This window comes from Vreelandella profundi, from assembly GCF_019722725.1.
Lineage (GTDB): Bacteria > Pseudomonadota > Gammaproteobacteria > Pseudomonadales > Halomonadaceae > Vreelandella > Vreelandella profundi.
Genome location: NZ_CP077941.1, coordinates 1,676,335 through 1,694,906, shown reverse-complemented (window position 1 = coordinate 1,694,906; position 18,572 = coordinate 1,676,335). Strand labels below are relative to the sequence as shown.

Here is an 18,572-nt window from a genome sequence, read left to right as displayed (position 1 = left end):
CCTATGAGCTAAAATGAATAGCGTATCGTATTTAACATAATATATATTAAGCGAACCTGTAGGCACCCAGTAACAAGGCTATATTAAAGTGCTCTATGCTGGGTAAATATGTCACTATCATTATACAAACACGCATTCTTCATACAGGACATATCCCCATGGTTCGATCACTGCGCTTGGGCTTGTTTACACTACTCTTCTTACTAGTTGGCTGTGCTGGCGTTGATGTTGAAGACTACGCGGATTCTGAGCCTCGCCTGGATATCGCCGAATACTTTACGGGCACTACCCGCGCCTGGGGAATGGTGCAGGATTATTCAGGCGAGGTGCAGCGACGTTTGAGCGTTGATGTTCAAGGCAGCTATGAAAATGACACGCTAACGCTTGACGAGTCCTTTGTGTTCTCAGATGGTGAAACCGACCGACGCGTTTGGACATTCAAGCGCATTGATGAGCATCACTGGACCGGGACCGCTAGTGATGTTGAAGGCCCCGTTGAAGCGCGTCAGTATGGCCATGTTTTCCATATGCGCTATCCATTAGAAATTGAAGTCAGTGGGCGCATGATAACGTTCACCATGGATGACTGGATGTATTTGCAGCAAGACGGCCGCTTAATCAATCGCACCGCTATGAGTAAATTTGGCCTGACATTGGGTGAAATCACCTTGGCATTTGAGAAAACTGATAGCTGATAAAAGGTTTTCGGCGATCAACTAACATAAAAAAGCAGCCCGCTTTTGAGCAAGGCTGCTTTTTTCATTTCTTAGTGGCGCTTATCTAAATGCATACCTGTTGTTCGGCAGGCATATATTATTCAGAAGGCGCGTAAGAACCGTCTTCCTGATGGACTTCAGTGCCGGTAATCGGCGGCGTGAAGACGCAAGCAACCGTCATGCCTTTTTCTTTACCGCGCAGCAGGTGCTCATCGTGCTGGTCTAGCATATAGACATCGCCTGCTTTGATCGGCCAAATTTTGCCGTCGGCTAAGGTTTCGACCTCGCCTTCACCTTCATAACAAAACACCGCCTCATAGTGGTTTTTATAATGAATGTGCGTCTCAGTGCCTGGGAAAATGCGGGTAATGTGGAACGAAAAACCTGCATTATCATTGGCTAAAATAAGACGAGTACTATCCCAGTTACCGTTTTCAGCGGTGACAAGACGATCTGTTTTACGCGCTTCTTCAAGGTTACGAACGATCATAAAAGTACTCCGTTTCAAAGTAACGGGCGATTGCCCGCCACTAAATCCTCAATTAAAAAACGTACGGCCATAGTCTTAATCAACTTAGCAACAGCTTACTTGCCAGCCACCGACTTGACACACATCTCTAGAATATCAAGGGCTTGCTGCAGGTCTTCATCGCTAATGGTTAACGGGCAAAGGCACTTAACGACTTCACCGTCTTGACCGCTAGTTTCAATCACCAGGCCATTCTCGAAGGCTTTGCTGGTAATCTTATCAGCGATATCACCCGATACTACGTCAATCCCGCGCATCAGGCCGCGACCGCGTTCAGTTGCCGGCATGCCGCTTTCTGTCAGTAGCGCCGCCAGCTTTTGGAAGCGCTCTTCTACAATACGCCCTTTACGCTGAACATCACGCTCAAAGGTGTCATCGGACCAATATTTTTTAAGAGCCGCAGTAGCCGTTACCATGGCTAGGCTGAAGCCACGGAACGTACCGTTGTATTGACCCGGTTTCCATTTATCCAGCTCAGGACGCATAAGTACATGTGCAAACGGCAAGCCAAAACCGGAAAGTGATTTTGAGTTAGTAATAATGTCGGGCGTAATGCCGGCATGCTCAAAGCTAAAGAACTTACCGGTACGGCCACAGCCTGCTTGAATGTCATCAATAATCAGTAGGATGTCGTGGGCACGACAAATACCTTCTAAACGTTTCAGCCAATCTAGGCCTGCCACGTTAATACCGCCCTCGCCTTGCACGGTTTCAATAATGACACCGGCGGGAATGTCTAAACCGCCAGATTTGTCGCCAAGCAGCTTTTCAAAATAATCCAGCGTGTCCGTATGCTCACCCATATAGCCATCAAAAGGCAGAAAACTAGCGCCTTGAGTGGGTATACCGCCGGTTGCTTCACGGAATTTACGATTACCAGTGGTTGCCAGCGCCCCCATGGTGACGCCATGAAAGCCGTTGGTGAAGGTCACAATGTTGTGGCGACCTTTAGCCACACGCGCTAAACGTATGGCAGCTTCTACAGCATTCGTACCTGTTGGACCCGGCAGATGCACTTTATATTCAAGCCCACGTGGCTTGAAGATGACTTCTTCTAATGTTTCTAGATAATCGCGCTTAGCGTTTGTCCACATATCCAACCCGTGGACAACACCGTCAGTCGCCAGGTAATCGATCATCGCCTGTTTCATGTGCGGATTATTGTGGCCGTAATTGAGCGTGCCCGCGCCGGCCAGGAAATCGATGTACTCACGGCCATTCTCATCGGTCAGGCGCGCATTTTGCGCTTTGGTAAACACCACCGGAAATGAGCGTGAATAAGTACGTACATTGGATTCCATGCGTTCAAGCGTCTGGGTCTGCATTAGCGACCTCCTTAGTTGATCATTTTGCCTTAGGGCATATCTAGCCCGGAGCAACATGAGCGGGAAAACAGTATGTTAACTATGTGTTAACTACGCGCTGTCACTTTAATGAAAGCAGCGTATTAGATGCGGCCTGTTTGGAACGGGCCAATACGCACCAAGTTTTCCGGATCATGCTCTCCTCCAAGCTGTTCAGTAGAGAAGTATTCGCGGCTGTTAAGCGGCGCATGCCAGCGTGCCGCTAGGCGGCGAAAAAGCCCCCATGAAGCCTGGTTATCGGGGGTAATAGTCGTTTCCAGATGATGTACATCGTCAAGTTCAGGACGCGACATGATGGCTTCTACTAAGCGACGAGCAAGACCGGTACCACGCGCTTTTTCACCAACGGCTACCTGCCACAGGAAATACGTGTCGGGAGCATTGTCTTTCACATAGCCGGATACGAAACCAACGATTTCACCTTCTTCGTTTGTCGCGACGGCACATGTATCGCGAAACTGCGTAGCGAAAAGCAAATAGGCGTAGGCCGAATTTACGTCAAGTGGCGGGCAGGCTTTAACCAGTTCATATACACCCCAGCCATCGTCTGCATTCGGCTTACGAATAAATAGTGGAGTCTCTGCATGCCCTACCACGGCGTCCGCGACCGTTGGCCTGGCAAGGTCTGCAGAAGGAGTAAAAGGTTGCGTCGGCGTACTCATAGTTATGCTTTGCTGTAGCGAATTTGACGACCATTATAACAGCTGATTATGAGCAATTCAAAAATCATATTATTCTCCACCCCTATTTCCATAATTATTTGTTATGCACGGAAGCTAGAAGACCGCATCTGCATCTAAAGCGACTTACATAATTTAAGTGCCTTACATAACTTAAGTGCTTCAGCTGCGTGTGAGCTTTCGCATAGTAACGAACTCCTCTGCCCCGGTTGGGTGAATACCCACCGTGCGATCAAAGTCCTGCTTGGTAAGACCTGCTCTTACCGCAATGGCAATTCCCTGGATGATTTCACCGGCATCGTCACCGACCATGTGGGCGCCCACAACGACATCAGTCGCATCATCCACTACCAGCTTCATTAGGGTGCGCTCTTGACTACCCGAAAGCGTGTGCTTCATGGCACGAAAGTCGGTGCTGTAGACGCGAATATTCGTAAACTTTTCACGCGCTTCTTCTTCGGAAAGCCCCACGGTGCCAATATTAGGATGGCAAAAAACAGCCGTTGGAATCGTGGTGTAATCTAACGGCTTGGGCACTTCGTCTGAAAAGTGATAATCAACAAGCTGCATCGCTTCTGCCAGGGCCACCGGCGTTAACTCAGGGCCGGCAGTTAAGTCTCCAAGCGCAAGAACCGAGGGGAGCGCCGTTTCAAAACGTTCATTCACAGCCACTTTTCCAGACTCATCCAGCGTTAAGCCCAGATCCTCAAGCCCCAAATCGCCAATATTGGCTTTACGCCCAGTGGCGGCTAGCACTGCATCAACTTCAAGCACGTCACCGTTAGTGAGATAGACGTTATAGGCGTTATTCGCCGCTTCAATGCGCTCAATATTGGCATTGAAGTGAAGGTTGACGCCTTTTCTTTCCATTTCAGCGCTGGTGAACTCGCGAACCTCTTGATCAAAGCCTTTCAAAAATAGCTCACCGCGATAAACAAGATGCGTTTCACTTCCCAGTCCATTAAAGATGCTGGAAAACTCAACGGCAATATAGCCCCCACCGAGCGCAAGAAAACGCTTAGGAAACGTATCCAGATCAAAAATCTGATTTGAATCTAAGGCATATTCGCTGCCTGGGAAAGTGGGAACCCAAGGCCAGCCACCGGTGGCGAGTAGGATTTTTTGCGCGGTCACGGATGTGTCGCCATGCTCACCGCTTAGCGTTACGGTATGGGCATCAACCAACCGCGCCCTGGCATTAAAGAGAGTGACTCCAGCGCTTTCCAGCATGCGCTGATAAATACCGTTGAGACGTTTAATTTCGCTGATTTTATTATCGCGCAGCGTCGCCCACTCAAAACGCGCAGGCCCCGGAAGCTGCCAGCCAAACCCCGCCGCATCGTCAAAGCTGTCATGAAAATGCGCAGCGTATGAGTAGAGTTTTTTAGGCACGCACCCAACGTTGACACAGGTTCCGCCCAGGTATCGATCTTCGGCAATTGCCACGTTAGCGCCGCTTGCTGCCGCCATTCGCGCGGCACGCACACCGCCAGAACCAGCGCCGATCACCAGCAGGTCGTAGTCGTATTCAGAAACGTCAGCCATCGTTTGCTCCTATCGATTGAAAAAAATTAATGCCAACAGTTGCAACTTATCTTTGTTGACCTAGCTCTCAGAGAAGGTTAAAAACATCCGCCACTATTTTATACTTGCTCTTGCTTCATATGATCTGAAGCAGCAAACGACCTAACATTATGGAGACTCTATGTCTGATCCTATTGCGACGCTACTGGATAATAATCGTGCCTGGGCTGAGCGCATGTGCGAGGAAGATCCTGAGTACTTTAAACGTCTCTCCAGTCAGCAAAATCCTGACTACTTGTGGATTGGCTGTTCCGATAGCCGCGTGCCAGCCAACCAAATCATTGCACTCCCACCAGGGGAGGTGTTTGTACATCGTAACGTAGCTAATTTACTCCACCATACTGACATGAACGCCCTGTCGGTGGTTCAGTTTGCCGTGGACGTGCTTAAAGTTAGCCATATTATGATTGTGGGTCACTACGGCTGTGGCGGTATTAAGGCAGCCATGACCGGAGGCGAGTGCGGCGTCGTCGATTACTGGCTGCACTCCGTGCGCGAACAGTACAACCACCACAAAAAATCGCTCGATCATCTTCCGATGGAAGATCAGATTGACCGTATGTGTGAGATTAACGTTAAAGCACAGGTTAACAGCCTGTGTCGTACTAAGATTTTGCAGCGCGCCTGGCAGCGCGGCCAGGATATCTCAGTACATGGGTGGGTATACGGATTAAGCGATGGCCGTGTTAAAGACCTTAACTGCACTATCACTGGCTTAGAGCAAGTAGAAACGCTTTATCGCATTGATCGTCTGAGTCAAGGCGACTAAACGTCCTTACAGCGCCTGCCGCTCCCGGCAGGCGCGCTTTTAGCACAAGTCAGGCCATCTTAAATAGAACGAGCTCAATTAATAGCGCAGGTAACGCCGGTCCCCTTTAAGCCACAGTAGCCATTAGGATTTTTGTCGAGATATTGCTGATGATAAGCCTCAGCGTAATAAAAAATATCAAGCGGCTTAATTTCCGTGGTAATACGCCCTTTTCCCGCGTTACTCAATGCCTGTTGAAAAGCAGCGGCACTCTTTTCAGCCGCCGCTTGCTGGGCAGGCCCCGTCGTTAAAATGGCTGAGCGATACTGCGAGCCAGTGTCATTTCCCTGACGGTTTCCCTGAGTAGGATCGTGCTGCTCCCAAAATACCTGCAAGATCGTTTCAAGCGTCACCTGCTGAGGATCAAATATCACTCGCACTACCTCTGTGTGGCCGGTGCGCCCTGTGCAGGTCTCGTCGTAGGTCGGATTAGGCGTTTCGCCGCCGGCATAGCCTGCAGCCGTCACGTAAACACCAGGCAGCTGCCACAAAAGCCGCTCTACGCCCCAAAAGCATCCCATACCTAGCACTATTTCCTCATAGCCCTGGGGAAATGGTGGATGTAACGAGTGGCCACTAATGGTGTGTGTTTCACTCGTTTCAATTGGAGCGTCGCGGCCTGGCAATACGCGGCCTGCGCTTGCAACAGTACTTGAAAATAGCGACATATCGCCCTCACTTATTGCTGTTTGAGAATTTCAGGGTCACCAGAACGGGTAAACGTATAAATCAAATCCACCGCTTGATTGGCGCCTGATACGGCCTGCAAATAAAGGTTACGCCAAAGCGTATAGCGTAAGGTTAGTTCTGCAATCGGCGAGAAAATTCCCACCCCGTAACTAATTCGCAGATCGTCCGTCAGCTGACCACTCACGGCAACCTGGCTATCGTCACCTGCGCCGGTGGTGTCTAAGGTCAAGTCATCAATACCAAATGCCTGACCGATCGAACCCACGGCACCGCCTGTCCGCCCCAGTGACATACCAATGAGCGCGGTTGTCAAAGCGCTATCAATACCGCCACCCGCGGCATCCGGCGCACGGCCTCTTAGCAGATAAGATAATGCGCTCGATTCATTCATCGCAGGTTCCGAGAATATCGCTACATTGGGTTCTTGGGCACTGCCCGTTACCCGTAGGCCAGCGATGACATCGTCCTCGGTTACATCCGGATTGCGAATCGCCTCGAAATCAAGCCGAGGTAGACCAGGCGGGCCGCTAAACAGTATTTCACCGCGACGAATCAACAGATCCTGCCCAAAGGCCTGGAAGCGGCCGTCAATCAGATTAACATCGCCAAACAGCTGCAGCGCTCCGCCGCTTTGACGAATTTCTAGCGATCCGCCAAGGCCTGACTCTAAACCGTAGGCCGCAAACTGCATATCTTCGCCTAGGGTTAAGGTAACCAATATATCCAGCTCCATGCCGGTTGCCGCAAGTTCGTCCGACGTACTTGGGCCTTCGCCGCTGGCAACAACGCGCTGTCTTTCAATCTCTGCTTGGCGATCTTCGCGCTCGGTAATAATCACTTCATCGCCGCTGGGAGTTACTGCGGATGACGGCATATCGCCAATTTCAAGGCGGGCCCAGGGTATATTGATATCGCCCCTAACCTGCAGCCTTTCCGGCGTCACTCGTATGCGAATATCCGGCGCCGCTTCAAGCCTTCCAAACTGCGGCAATACGATCAGGATAGGCTCCTGCACGGCGTTCAAGTCCACGCCAATACGCCAGTCGTCGCCGGTTGGCCAGTAAGCATCACCGGTTATTTCTAAACGCCCGCGCTCAGCGGCTAGAAATCCATCAATATCGCCCTGCTCACCATCGAATGAAACGATGAGCTCACCATCTTGCACGTCAACCGGGATCTCAGGACCATTAACCTGAATGCCGCGTAGCCCAAGCTGCCCCTGTAAATCAGGCTGACTGGTCGTTCCCGTTATTTGTACGTTGCCCGACAAATCCCCGGCCAGGCGATCCATACCAACCACCATTGGCCGGTAAGGTTCCAGCGAAATATTATTGGCGCGCAGCTCTCCGTTCAGCACGCCGCGCCCTAACGGATCATTAATAGAAAGGTTTAAATTCAGGTCACCCGCCTCTGCGAGAGATAGCGCAATGTTTGCATCAGCCTGCGCCTGATTGGCCTCAATTTGGGCATCTAAACTGATTTTGGGTAACTGCACTGGCTGGCCATAGTCATTAATAGCCGTGATCGCCACGCCGCTTAAGATGCGTAGATCCGCCTGCCACTGAGCACCGCCGCGACGCCAGTTTGCGGCAAGATCCGCCGTCGTATCACCTTCTAACTGCCACTCTTCGGGTAAAAACGGCTCTAGCATCTCCATTGGAACTTCACGCACCGTCAGCGTCGCATTACCTTGTTCCGCGGAGGCAGTAATTGCTTCTTCAGAACATACAAGGCCACCTTCTTCACGACGCAAGCAAAATGGTGACAAGCGCGCTTGGCCATCAGCAAGGCTGTAGCGTAAATCTAGGGGCGCTTCGAGGCGGATGTTGCCCGCCTCAGAATCAATTTCTAAGGGTGTTAAACGCGCCTGATATTGCTGGCTTTGCTGATTAAAGCGGCCTTCTAACGCGATCAAGGCACGGCTTAGCACCGCATCATCTTGCCCCAGAACCGTCAGTTCTAACTGGTGTTGCGAAAGACGGCCCGACAGCGTTGCCGTAATATCTGATAGTGACTGACCACCCGCGAATACGTTGGTCATGGCTAACTGAACATCTAGCAGCGGATCTTCTAGCCCTTTCACATCAGCGCTTAGCTCAAGCTGTTCAATACGGTTTTCAGCAAAGCGCAGCGCATCGCCTTGCACGTTGGCAAGTAATTGGGGTTGGCTAAAGCTACCGTTTGCCTGGAGTGTGCCCACCAAGGTACCGCTAAGATCAGGTGACAGCGTTTGCAGTTGGCGCAGCGCTATATCCGCATTCAACGACATCGCTTGCTCGCTGATTTGACCAGCCGCTTCGATGCGATTATCACCCTGAGTGAACAGCAGTTCATCGATATTAACTTCTAAATTACTGTTAGCATCAAAGGCGGCCTGCAGAGTTAACGGATAGTCACGCAGCTCACCATCAATGGCCAGATTGGGCACGCTGATCGCCCACTGATCCTCCTGCTGGCGCACTGACAGCTCAATGTCACCGTTCAAATTACCGTCTAACTGATCCACAAAAAGACCCGGGTCAAATTGATCCAAGCGCACGCTCGCATCTATCTGCAGCGGTGCTAACCAATTGACGGTGCCTTCGCTGCTTAACGCGCTATCGCCCACGGCCAGCGTGAGAGGCTGCCAGCTGAAATGTTCAAGGTCGCCTTCACCACTGAGATTCACTTGGGTCTTCGGAACGCTAGGGCCCTGCACCGATAGGCCGAGCTGGGCACGGTAGTCGCTAATGGTACCCGTTAGCTGTAGATCTAAGTCGTCGACGATATAAGGATCGACGGTATCGTCGCCCTCAATCTGACCGGCAACCTCGCTTGAAGCAATTGCTGCCTCATCACTTGGCAAAGGCCACTGAACTTGCTCACTTTGTAAGCGCAGCTGGAAAGGCAGCGTGGGCGCTAGCGCATCAATTTGACCGCTAAGCGTCGCGTTCACCACGCCGCCGGCCTCAAGCTGTGCCTCTAGCGCATCCATTGAGCCAGACAGCACCAGGCTCAGCGTTTCACCGCTCAGCTCAGGAAACAGTTCAGGTAAGAAAAGCTCTACATCTAAACGGGCTGCTAACGGATAGTTGCCACTCAGGGTAGCCTCTGCGGTTAGTTCTGCCTGGGCATCCTGGGTCACGACCGACAGCTGCGTTACTTCAACGTCGCTACCTTCAGTTAAAAGCCCTAATTGAAGACTCTCAACACTATATTCAACGGCGCCTTCTAACCGGAAATCACTGACGTTAAATTCAGGTATCTGAATATTGACGGGCAGTGTGATATCCGGCAGTACAAGGCGCTCTCGTGCTTCAAGCGGCTGCTCGACTGATTCGGCGACCTCTGCTGCGTCATTTTGCGGCTGATGGAGCGCAATCGCGGCATCAATAGCCTCACCATAGAGCGGCGTATCTATTCCCTGGGTTAGCAAAACGCCGGGGGATGGCGGCAAATAGACCCGAGGCGCTTCTAAATGCGTTGGCGCAAGGCGCACCTCATTACCTTCGGCAACGGCTGAGGAAGTTAACGACCGCCATGACACCGTGGTGCCATCGGCAAGTCGTAGGCTGATATCCTCTAGCTGCAATGAGCGTAGTTCGATAGGAAAGGGAAAGCGGATGGATAGCGGCGCACCGTCCTCTTTGACAGGAGGCTCCTGCTCACTTGCAGCCCCTAGCCGAATATCAGCCCCCACAACACGCAGCGTATCAATGCATAAGCGCTTTGACAGCACACAGTCATCGGCCCACGCCAACTCAAACTCATCAATGCCAATGCGAGTTTCACCTAGCCGTAGCTGGAAATCTTCAAGCACGAAATGATCAAGTAAGCCGCCCTCATGGTGGGCATATGAGAAAAAATCGCGCTGCTCACCCTGGGAAAGCAGCACGCCCGTTCCCCAGGGGGATAATGCTGTGCCCAGAATTAGCGCGACAAGCCCAAACAGCCAAATGGGCAGTACGATAATGAGACGCACCAAACTCCAAACCAACAGCCAGATTCGAGCTTTCGAAGACAGCACATGGCGCTTTTCAGCCGTAGATGATTCAACCTGTGACAAGTCTTTCTCCTAGAATTCCGGTCCGATGGAAAAGTGCACACGAAAAGCGTCTTCATCGTCAAAGGGATGGGCAATGTCTAAGCGAATCGGTCCCACCGGCGAGATCCAGCGTACGCCTGCGCCCGCGCCGGTTTTCAGATCATTGGGCCCCCAGTCGTCAAAGGCATCGCCGTTATCAACAAACGTGGCCGCCCACCAGTCGCCGGTAACGCGCCGCTGATACTCAAGCGTCGACGTCAGCATTTGCTGTCCACCACTTAGGCGTCCTTGATCATTACGAGGCGAGAGACTTTCATAGGAGTAACCGCGCACACTGCGGTCACCGCCAGCAAAAAAACGTAGCGATGGAGGCAGCTTATCAAAGTCTTCCGTTTCTATCGCCCCCACGCTGATGCGCGCTAAAAAGCGGTTATCGTTGCCGATGGTACGAATCCATTCCGTATCACCCGTCATGCGTGCGAACTGAGCATCCGAGCCCCAAACGGTGTCTGAGTATTCGAACGATAGCTGCTGACGATCGCCCCATAGAGGGAAGCGCTGGGGTCGTGTGCGCGTACGCGTCCACTGAACACCGGGATAGAAAAGCCAGACTTTATCGGCTTCGCCGCCCTGCACAAAGTCTACATAGCTGGTGCGTAGATACAGCAACTGGACCCAGTCATTTTCAAACTGCCAGCGCCGCGCAACTTCCACGGTACCTTCTAGCAGTTCAGTATCGTTGTCATCAAGGTTTCGAACGCCGTATTGAAGCCGGTAGCTATCACGTAAGGGGTTTTCAAGGGGCACATCGTAGACACCGGTGAAACGTTGCTCTGGCGCGGATAAATAAAGATCGTGGTCAAGGCTATGGCCATAGCGATTGATCCACGGCTGCTCCCAACCAAAGCGAAGACGCGGGCCGACATCGGTGGCAAAACCGACGCCTACCTCAAACTGGTGGCGATCCGCAGGCTCAACGCTGACATCAATAGGAAGTTCTTTATCATCGGATAAATTAACCCTCAGTGCGCTGGCCAGGGCGATGGCGCTTAAGCGCGGGCGCTGTGGTTGAGAGGCCGTAGCCTCGTTCCACCAAGGGTCGCCACCGCCAGGAGGCGCAATAGTTAATTCCTGAGCTGTTGCAAGACGCGGGCGCACCGAAATAGAGCTAAACCAGCCCGTTTCGGCGAGACGCTGACTATAAAGCGCTAAATTTTCAGCTAAATAGGGGTCGCCAGACTCAAAGGGCTGTATGCGTCGAAGACGATCAAGCTCAATATGACTCCCCTTGATCGAGGTGGGGCCAAATTGATAGCGCGCACCGCTGTCAAAATCCATATATAGGCGAGCACTTTGTAGATAAGGACGCACTTCCATGCGCTTGTCGGTAAATCCCCAGTCAAAATATCCGCGCTCAATGGCCAGACCGGAAAGTTGGCCACTGAGACGATCCCACGGCGCATGGCGTAATACGTCGCCCTCTTTAAGAGGAAACGCCTCTAATGCGTCTTGAAAAGGAGGATCATCACTCGCATCGCCTTCAACGTTAACGGACAGTATTTCGACTTTGACTTGCGGCCCCGGCTCAATGGTAAGCCACACGCGATCGTCGGTATTTCTCTCCAGCGTGATTTCGGGCTCATAGTAGCCATAGACGCGCATGGCTTCTTGAGTACGACGGCGAACTTCGCCCTCTAAGCGGACGTCGGTATATTGCTCGGCGTCGACATTCTGTAAGTAGGCTTTAATGTTTCTATCGACTTCTTCCGTGACCCCCTCAATGGTGGCGTCAACGGCCCACGCCCCAGGTGATACGCAAAAAAGAGGTAGCGCTACAAAAAAAAGGCGCCCTGTAGCTGCAGTCCATCGCTGTTGTCTTCCCATACATTTTTTCCTAACCTATATCAGCGGCTTCATCGTTCTACCCACTTAATGCATTAGCAAATCACAGGTGCCGACGTTAGATCACACTATCGTTAACGCAACATTTCTAACTGAGCACTGAAGGCTAGCTGCGCCTGACGCACTTGGCGAAGATCGCTTTCAAGTGTGCTTAAGCGCTGGCTCCACTGCTGTTCTAATGCCTGCAAGGCTTCTTGGTCAACCGGGTCTTCACTATCGACAAGCGTTGCTTCAAAGGAATCAAATCGCGCAGCAAACTCATCTTTTTGCGTTGCCAACTGCCCTTCCCATGAACGACTGGCGCTATTGATCTGGCTATCCAGCTCTTCGAGCCGCTGGCCGGTGATCTGCTCTAAATGGGCAACTTCTTCAACTAAATTCTGTCGGCCCGATATGCCCGTCTGCTCTAGTGTATTAAGCGATTCACGAATCGCCATCAGCTGGCTATCGCGAAGCGCCGCCTGCTCTTGAAACTGCTTTATCTGCTGCGCGAGAGAATTAATCGAATCACTTGACGCTCTATCGTCATCAGTCGTGAGCAGACCGTACAGCTCTTCGCGAGTATTAATAAGCGAAACAGATAGCTGCTCTTGCTCCTGGAACAGCGTCGACATCTGCGCTTGGACAAAGGTTATCGTGTCTTGCACGTCGCCATCGCCTGAATCAAGCCGGGCATGTACATTAGATAATTCTCCGCTGACCACGCGCACTTCATCTAACAACCGTTCACGTTCATACCAAAGTCCAGCCGCTGCTGCGATCAAGAGTCCCATGATTAAAAATATGAATAGCCACAGCGGCCAGAGCGCCGGCCCTTTTCGATGGCGTATAGGTTGCGTCGTCAAGGTTTGATCCACATCGGGTACAATACGAGAGGAGGCGCTAGCGTCTGGCATGACATTTCCTCAAAGAGTCTTCGGGTCGGCACGGCGGCCTATTCCCCGGTACATTATTCCACAGCTGGCAACGAACTCAGGATCATAAATATTACGCCCGTCTAGTACTAGCTTAGCGTCTAATAACGACGCTAGCCGATGCCAGTCAGGATTCCAATACGTTTTCCATTCTGTGACTAGCATCAACACGTCGGCCCCTTCACACGCCTGATAGGGGTCATGGGTAAAGGTACGCAGATCATCGCGCTCACCTACAGCGGCGCGAAGCGCTGGCACGGCGGCTGGATCGTGCAGTTGAACCGTCACGCCCTGGGCCCATAATGCTTCAAGCAGCGTCAGCACCGGGGCATGGTCGATACGTGCGGTGCCAGGCTTAAAGGCAGCGCCCCAAATCGCCACTGTTTTACCCGCAAGCTCGCCACCAAAGTGCGACCATAGCTTACGAAACAGCGTCTCTTTTTTCTGCTCATTGATGTCCATTACCTGCTCAAGCAGGGCTGAGTAGCGGCCGCTCTGCAGCTGAACATCGGCTAAGCGCATCAAGTCACGCGAGAAACTAGGCCCGCCGAAACCACAGCCTGGATACAGATATTCAAAGCCGATGCGGGTATCAGCGCCCATCCCTTGGCGCACATGTTCAACATCAACGCCTAGCGTATCCGCCAAACCGGCTATTTCATTCATGTAACTGATGCGCGTCGCCAACATGCCATTAATGGCCAGCTTCGTTAATTCGGCGGCACGACGCGGCATGCACTGAAATACTTCGCTGCGTCGATTAAACGCGCGTAAAAGCTCTCTTGCCACCTGCTCACCGGTGGCATCATCACAACCCAGCAGCCACCTCGTCGGGCGGGTAAATGAATCCCACGCCCGGCCTTCTTCCAAGGTGTCAGGAAGCGCTACGCTGGTGTGCTGAGCGCCCATCAGCGTATGCAGGCGCTCGGTTTCCCCTACGGGAAAGGTCGAATTATTAACCAATACTATGCCGTGCTGATCGGCGAGCAGCGGATCTTCAAGCAGAGCGCTTGCGGCATCGCGCTGCGCAGGTGATAACGCTAGCCAAATAACGTCAGGGATGGCGGCGTCTGAAAGCTGCTCAATAACTTGCAGCGTGCCCTCTGCCAAGCCCTGATCAAGGTGCGCTCTCAGTTGAGGTTCACTGCGTAGCCAGTCGACCTGCGAAAGAGCGGACCAGGGCGCGTCCGCGTGCGGCAACCACTGCACTTGATGGCCTACCCACGCTAACGCGGCAGCGGCAGTCGCGGCACTTAATTCGCTTCCATAAAGTAGCACCCGCATGCATTACTCTCCTTGGTGATAACGCGAAAGCAGCGTTTGAAAGGCTTTTCCAAGCTCAGGATGGCGCCTTGCATAGGCCAGCGTAGCTTCAAGGTAACCCAGCGGATGACCACAGTCATAGGTAGTACCCTGCATACGATACGCCTGCACACCCGACTGTTCGCGCAGAACTTCTAGCGCATCGGTCAGCTGTATTTCACCGCCTGCGCCGGGTTTAGTGGCTTCTAAAATAGAGAAAATATGACCGGGCAATGCATAGCGGCCAATCACCGCTAAGTTAGAGGGCGCGGCATCACGCTTAGGTTTTTCAACCATACCGATAAGGTCAGCCGACTCGTTAGCGGCAGGAACCGCTCCCGCTGGCGCTACGATGCCATATTTTTCAACGTGCTCCCAAGCAACCTCCTCCACCATCAGCTGCGCAGTTTGATGTTGATCAAAAGCGGCTAACATACCGGCTAAGTCTGTCGATTGGTTGGCACTGTTGTCTACCAAAACATCGGGCAACAGCACCGCAAAAGGCTCGTCATCGCCGATAATGGGGCGCGCGCACAGGACCGCGTGACCTAATCCTAGCGGCTGACCCTGGCGAATGCTGATGATGCTGACACCATCAGGCACCAAGTTACGCAGCATAGCTAGCAGCTCGTGCTTGCCTTTCGCTTCTAGACTTGTCTCAAGTTCTGCATGGGTATCAAAGTGATTTTCGATAGCACTCTTACTACTGCTCGTCACTAATACAATCTCGCGAATGCCGGCGGCAATAGCCTCTTCCACCACGTACTGAATGACCGGCCTATCAACAATTGTAATCATCTCTTTGGGAATTGCCTTCGATGCGGGCAAACAGCGAGTCCCAAATCCAGCCACGGGGAGTACGGCCTTACGAATCATAAAGAGTCCTTTTCATGCGTTCCGACACAGGAGTGTTTAGAATGTCCATAATACTGAAGGCGCGGGTGGATGCCACCTCGCATTAGACGATAACGATTGGGCAACGTGTAATTATTTCACCCGCCGCGCAATCACAACGGGAGTCACACTATGCAAGCGACACCACAGGATAGCACTGCTGATCACTATCAAGGCAACGTCGATGCAGCGGAAGTCGCCAAATTTGAAGCGCTTGCGAGCCGCTGGTGGGACAAGCAGGGCGAATTCAAGCCACTGCACGAGATAAACCCGCTGCGCTTGGATTTTATCGACGCCCGCGCCGGCCTAGCTGGTAAAAAGGTTCTTGATGTAGGCTGCGGCGGCGGTATCTTGAGCGAATCCATGGCCCATCGCGGGGCTAAGGTGACGGGCATTGACCTGGGTGAAGCTCCCCTAGCGGTCGCCCGCCTGCATGCGCAAGAACGTGGCGTTGAGGTCGATTATCAGCATATCAGCGTAGAAGCCATGGCGGCCCAGCAGCCGGGTTTTTATGATGCCGTGACCTGCATGGAAATGCTTGAGCACGTGCCCGACCCCGCATCGGTGATCAGAGCCTGTAGCGCTCTTGTGAGGCCCGGCGGCTATGTGTTTTTCTCAACGCTCAATCGAACCGCCAAATCCTACGCGTTTGCTATTTTAGGTGCGGAATATGTGCTCAAACTGCTACCCCGCGGCACCCATAGCTATGCAAAATTTATTCGCCCGTCAGAAATGGCCGCCTGGTCGCGCCACAGTGGCTTAGAAGTGCGTGAACAGACAGGACTGACGTATAATCCCTTAACACGCCGCTACCGCCTGGCTAGCCACGATGTCTCGGTCAACTACATGATGTATTGCCGTAAGGTGAGCAGCTAAATGTCTAAGCAAGCACCGCAAGCGATTCTGTTTGACTTAGACGGCACCCTCGTCGATACCGCGCCGGATTTAGCGAACGCCACCAATGTGCTGCGCAGCCATCACGGCTTAGCGCCTCTGCCGTTTGAGGAGATACGCAGAGAAGTATCTAACGGCGGTAATGCGCTGGTGACACTGGCGCTTGGTCTTGACATCAATTCGTCAGAACACATCCAGGCGAGAGAGTTTTTGCTTGATGCCTACGAACAGGCCGTTGCGGTTCACAGTCGCGTTTTCTCACCTTTAGATGTATGGCTGAATGAGTGGCATCGCAATGGGCAACCATGGGGAATTGTGACCAACAAACCGCGTCGATACACCCTGCCACTGCTTGAAACGCTGAATTTACAGCCAGGGGCATTGCTATGCGCCGACGATTTGAGCGTCAAAAAGCCGGCGCCTGAACCGCTATGGGAAGCTGCCAAGCGCTTGAAGGTTAAGCCGGAACAGTGCTGGTATGTTGGCGATCATGTTCGCGATATAGAGGCCGCCGTCGCAGCGGGAATGACGGCGATAGCGGTGGGCTACGGTTATATCAGCAAAGAGGACAACTATCGTGATTGGCCTGCCGACATCTGGTTCGAAGAGTGCGAGGCGCTTGTCGATGCCCTGAACGAGTTTAAACGCTAAGCGCCGTCAGGCATCGAGACACTGGTTATATGCGCGGCGGCTGGGCGTCTAGCTTCTGGCCGCTAATGCCAGCACTGTCAGGCCCCATTAGCCATAAATAGGTAGGCATAATCGCTTCAGGTGAACGCAGCGCCGCGGGGTCTTCTCCAGGAAAAGCAGAGCGGCGCATTTGAGTACGCGTAGCGCCTGGATTAAGCGAATTAATGCGGATATTGGGCTGGCTCTCCAATTCATCGGCCAGTACATCGACAAACCCTTCAGTGGCAAATTTTGAGACCGAATAAGCGCCCCAATAGGCACGGCCTTTACGACCAACACTGGAAGAGGTAAAAATTATCGAGGCATCGTCAGACTCTTGCAATAGCGGTAGCAGCGCCTGGGTCATCCAGATAGGGCCATTGATATTGACCTGCATCACTTGCTGCCACAGCTCCGGGTCGTACTGATCAAACGGTGTAATACGGCCTAACAGCCCGGCGTTGTGCAATAGGCCATCCAAACGGCCAAATTCTTTATCCAGGGTATCAGCCATATCATGAAAATCTTTAAGCGTGGCACCTTCAAAGTTCAGCGGAAAAATCGCTGGCTGAGGCCCGCCTGCCGCTTCAATTTCATCATAAACGCGTTCTAACTTAGCAATAGTGCGCCCTAGCAAAATAACCGTCGCTCCATGCTGAGCGTAGCTCAATGCGGCTGCGCGGCCAATTCCATCGCCTGCACCGGTTACCAACACAATGCGATTTTCCAATAGGCTGGGCGCTGGTTGATAGTCGATCTTGCAGCTCATGCTAATTCCTTGAAACAAACGTTGTTAACTGGCTGATTGGCGCAAAAAGTCGTTCGCAAGACCGGCGGCGCTGCTTTGCGGATAGTCGTCGCGCACTTGCTCAAGCAGCTCTCGACTGCCTTCTGCTTCGCCTTGACGCGCCTTGACCAGACCCAGCTTATAAAGAGCATCAGGCACTTTACTGCTACCGCTATAATCATTGATAACGCGACTAAAGGACTGGTCGGCCTCCTCTAGCTCGCCTTCTGCGGCGTAAAGTTCACCCAACCAGTAATGGCCGTTGGCCGTTAAGCTAGTATCGGGATGATCGGTGACAAAAGCTTCAAACGCTGCAATGGCTTCTGAAAAACGCCGTGCTTGAACGTGTGCAAAGGCTGCTTGGTAATCAGCCTGTGCATCTTCACTTACGTTTCGAGTAGAAGGCGCATTAACTACTTGCTCAGCGGCTTCAGGCTCTACAGCCGGTGTGGACTGCTCAATCTGAGTAGGGCCACTGCTCATTAGCCGGTCTTCAATGTCCAGGTACTGCTGCTGAGACTGACGACGCAGCTGCTCTAGCTGGTGGCGCAGTTCTTCTATTTGCCCCCGCAGCTGTTGAATTTCCTGCTGATGTTCCTGTACCTGATTAAACAACACCAGATTCCCGCCCGACGATTCTTCACGCTGCGCCTGCTGATAAAAGCCATTGCTAGGAGCACTGGAAAGGTCTTGGACTTGCGGCTGTTGTGCTACGGCAATTAACGGCAATACGGACAGCGGGAGCACTAAGGCTCCCGCACCGCACAGCCTCCCAAAGTAACGTTTGAGACTGTGATTCATAACAACTCCATCGA

The 18,572-nt window shown here is 52.4% G+C and carries 16 protein-coding genes; 4 read left to right on the top strand and 12 right to left on the bottom strand.

Annotation, left to right across the window (positions count from 1 at the left end; all coding sequences use genetic code 11):
* Positions 1 to 158 precede the first annotated feature (158 nt).
* Complete coding sequence (locus KUO20_RS07785; RefSeq protein ID WP_235042284.1) at positions 159 to 695, top strand: DUF3833 domain-containing protein; 537 nt, start codon at positions 159 to 161, stop codon at positions 693 to 695.
* 118 nt (positions 696 to 813) lie between these two features.
* On the opposite strand, the gene KUO20_RS07780 is transcribed toward KUO20_RS07785, so the two are convergent.
* The 4 genes from KUO20_RS07780 to gorA all read right to left on the bottom strand — a co-directional run bounded on the left by KUO20_RS07780 (position 814) and on the right by gorA (position 4,834).
* Positions 814 to 1,206, bottom strand: coding sequence for an ectoine synthase (locus KUO20_RS07780; protein WP_235042283.1), 393 nt, complete (start codon positions 1,204 to 1,206; stop codon positions 814 to 816).
* 95 nt (positions 1,207 to 1,301) lie between these two features.
* A complete protein-coding gene (ectB, locus tag KUO20_RS07775; protein ID WP_235042282.1) occupies positions 1,302 to 2,570 on the bottom strand; it encodes a diaminobutyrate--2-oxoglutarate transaminase in 1,269 nt (422 codons plus the stop codon).
* 122 nt (positions 2,571 to 2,692) lie between these two features.
* Entirely contained in the window at positions 2,693 to 3,271 is a 579-nt protein-coding gene (gene ectA, locus KUO20_RS07770; protein WP_235042281.1) for a diaminobutyrate acetyltransferase, read from the bottom strand.
* Positions 3,272 to 3,451: 180 nt separating this feature from the next.
* Entirely contained in the window at positions 3,452 to 4,834 is a 1,383-nt protein-coding gene (gene gorA, locus KUO20_RS07765; RefSeq protein ID WP_235042280.1) for a glutathione-disulfide reductase, read from the bottom strand.
* 160 nt (positions 4,835 to 4,994) lie between these two features.
* Between gorA and can the strand changes: the two genes are divergently transcribed.
* Positions 4,995 to 5,642, top strand: coding sequence for a carbonate dehydratase (gene can, locus KUO20_RS07760; RefSeq protein WP_235042279.1), 648 nt, complete (start codon positions 4,995 to 4,997; stop codon positions 5,640 to 5,642).
* Between the two features lie 74 nt (positions 5,643 to 5,716).
* On the opposite strand, the gene msrA is transcribed toward can, so the two are convergent.
* From msrA to galU, 6 genes are all read right to left on the bottom strand, one after another.
* A complete protein-coding gene (gene msrA, locus KUO20_RS07755; RefSeq protein WP_235042278.1) occupies positions 5,717 to 6,349 on the bottom strand; it encodes a peptide-methionine (S)-S-oxide reductase MsrA in 633 nt (210 codons plus the stop codon).
* An 11-nt stretch (positions 6,350 to 6,360) separates the two neighbouring features.
* Positions 6,361 to 10,416 (bottom strand): autotransporter assembly complex protein TamB, encoded by a 4,056-nt coding sequence (tamB, locus tag KUO20_RS07750; protein WP_235042277.1) that lies wholly within the window; start codon positions 10,414 to 10,416, stop codon positions 6,361 to 6,363.
* Positions 10,417 to 10,425: 9 nt separating this feature from the next.
* The gene (gene tamA / locus KUO20_RS07745; RefSeq protein WP_235042276.1) at positions 10,426 to 12,279 is read right to left on the bottom strand and encodes an autotransporter assembly complex protein TamA; all 1,854 of its coding nucleotides are present in this window, start codon (positions 12,277 to 12,279) and stop codon (positions 10,426 to 10,428) included.
* Between the two features lie 92 nt (positions 12,280 to 12,371).
* Positions 12,372 to 13,193, bottom strand: a complete 822-nt coding sequence (locus KUO20_RS07740; RefSeq protein WP_235042275.1) for a coiled-coil domain-containing protein — start codon at positions 13,191 to 13,193, stop codon at positions 12,372 to 12,374.
* A 9-nt stretch (positions 13,194 to 13,202) separates the two neighbouring features.
* Positions 13,203 to 14,495, bottom strand: a complete 1,293-nt coding sequence (locus KUO20_RS07735) for a nucleotide sugar dehydrogenase (protein WP_235042274.1) — start codon at positions 14,493 to 14,495, stop codon at positions 13,203 to 13,205.
* Between the two features lie 3 nt (positions 14,496 to 14,498).
* On the bottom strand, positions 14,499 to 15,389 hold the full coding sequence (galU, locus tag KUO20_RS07730) for a UTP--glucose-1-phosphate uridylyltransferase GalU (RefSeq protein ID WP_235042273.1): 891 nt from the start codon (positions 15,387 to 15,389) through the stop codon (positions 14,499 to 14,501).
* Between the two features lie 150 nt (positions 15,390 to 15,539).
* Here galU and ubiG point away from each other — a divergent pair, with 150 nt between their 5' ends.
* Both ubiG and KUO20_RS07720 read left to right on the top strand, forming a co-directional pair.
* The gene (gene ubiG / locus KUO20_RS07725) at positions 15,540 to 16,283 is read left to right on the top strand and encodes a bifunctional 2-polyprenyl-6-hydroxyphenol methylase/3-demethylubiquinol 3-O-methyltransferase UbiG (RefSeq protein WP_235042272.1); all 744 of its coding nucleotides are present in this window, start codon (positions 15,540 to 15,542) and stop codon (positions 16,281 to 16,283) included.
* Complete coding sequence (locus tag KUO20_RS07720; protein WP_235042271.1) at positions 16,284 to 16,952, top strand: HAD-IA family hydrolase; 669 nt, start codon at positions 16,284 to 16,286, stop codon at positions 16,950 to 16,952. It begins immediately after the preceding gene.
* A 25-nt stretch (positions 16,953 to 16,977) separates the two neighbouring features.
* On the opposite strand, the gene KUO20_RS07715 is transcribed toward KUO20_RS07720, so the two are convergent.
* Entirely contained in the window at positions 16,978 to 17,739 is a 762-nt protein-coding gene (locus KUO20_RS07715) for a YciK family oxidoreductase (protein WP_235042270.1), read from the bottom strand.
* Positions 17,740 to 17,763: 24 nt separating this feature from the next.
* Positions 17,764 to 18,558, bottom strand: a complete 795-nt coding sequence (ybgF, locus tag KUO20_RS07710) for a tol-pal system protein YbgF (protein ID WP_235042269.1) — start codon at positions 18,556 to 18,558, stop codon at positions 17,764 to 17,766.
* Positions 18,559 to 18,572: the final 14 nt, after the last annotated feature.

Coding starts and splice junctions, on each gene's coding strand:
- KUO20_RS07715 (WP_235042270.1), bottom strand. CDS start 17,739: ATGAGCTGCAAGATCGACTATCAACCAGCGCCCAGCCTATTGGAAAAT.
- gorA (WP_235042280.1), bottom strand. CDS start 4,834: ATGGCTGACGTTTCTGAATACGACTACGACCTGCTGGTGATCGGCGCT.
- KUO20_RS07785 (WP_235042284.1), top strand. CDS start 159: ATGGTTCGATCACTGCGCTTGGGCTTGTTTACACTACTCTTCTTACTA.
- galU (WP_235042273.1), bottom strand. CDS start 15,389: ATGATTCGTAAGGCCGTACTCCCCGTGGCTGGATTTGGGACTCGCTGT.
- ubiG (WP_235042272.1), top strand. CDS start 15,540: ATGCAAGCGACACCACAGGATAGCACTGCTGATCACTATCAAGGCAAC.
- ectB (WP_235042282.1), bottom strand. CDS start 2,570: ATGCAGACCCAGACGCTTGAACGCATGGAATCCAATGTACGTACTTAT.
- KUO20_RS07735 (WP_235042274.1), bottom strand. CDS start 14,495: ATGCGGGTGCTACTTTATGGAAGCGAATTAAGTGCCGCGACTGCCGCT.
- KUO20_RS07720 (WP_235042271.1), top strand. CDS start 16,284: ATGTCTAAGCAAGCACCGCAAGCGATTCTGTTTGACTTAGACGGCACC.
- ectA (WP_235042281.1), bottom strand. CDS start 3,271: ATGAGTACGCCGACGCAACCTTTTACTCCTTCTGCAGACCTTGCCAGG.
- can (WP_235042279.1), top strand. CDS start 4,995: ATGTCTGATCCTATTGCGACGCTACTGGATAATAATCGTGCCTGGGCT.
- msrA (WP_235042278.1), bottom strand. CDS start 6,349: ATGTCGCTATTTTCAAGTACTGTTGCAAGCGCAGGCCGCGTATTGCCA.
- KUO20_RS07780 (WP_235042283.1), bottom strand. CDS start 1,206: ATGATCGTTCGTAACCTTGAAGAAGCGCGTAAAACAGATCGTCTTGTC.
- KUO20_RS07740 (WP_235042275.1), bottom strand. CDS start 13,193: ATGCCAGACGCTAGCGCCTCCTCTCGTATTGTACCCGATGTGGATCAA.
- ybgF (WP_235042269.1), bottom strand. CDS start 18,558: ATGAATCACAGTCTCAAACGTTACTTTGGGAGGCTGTGCGGTGCGGGA.
- tamA (WP_235042276.1), bottom strand. CDS start 12,279: ATGGGAAGACAACAGCGATGGACTGCAGCTACAGGGCGCCTTTTTTTT.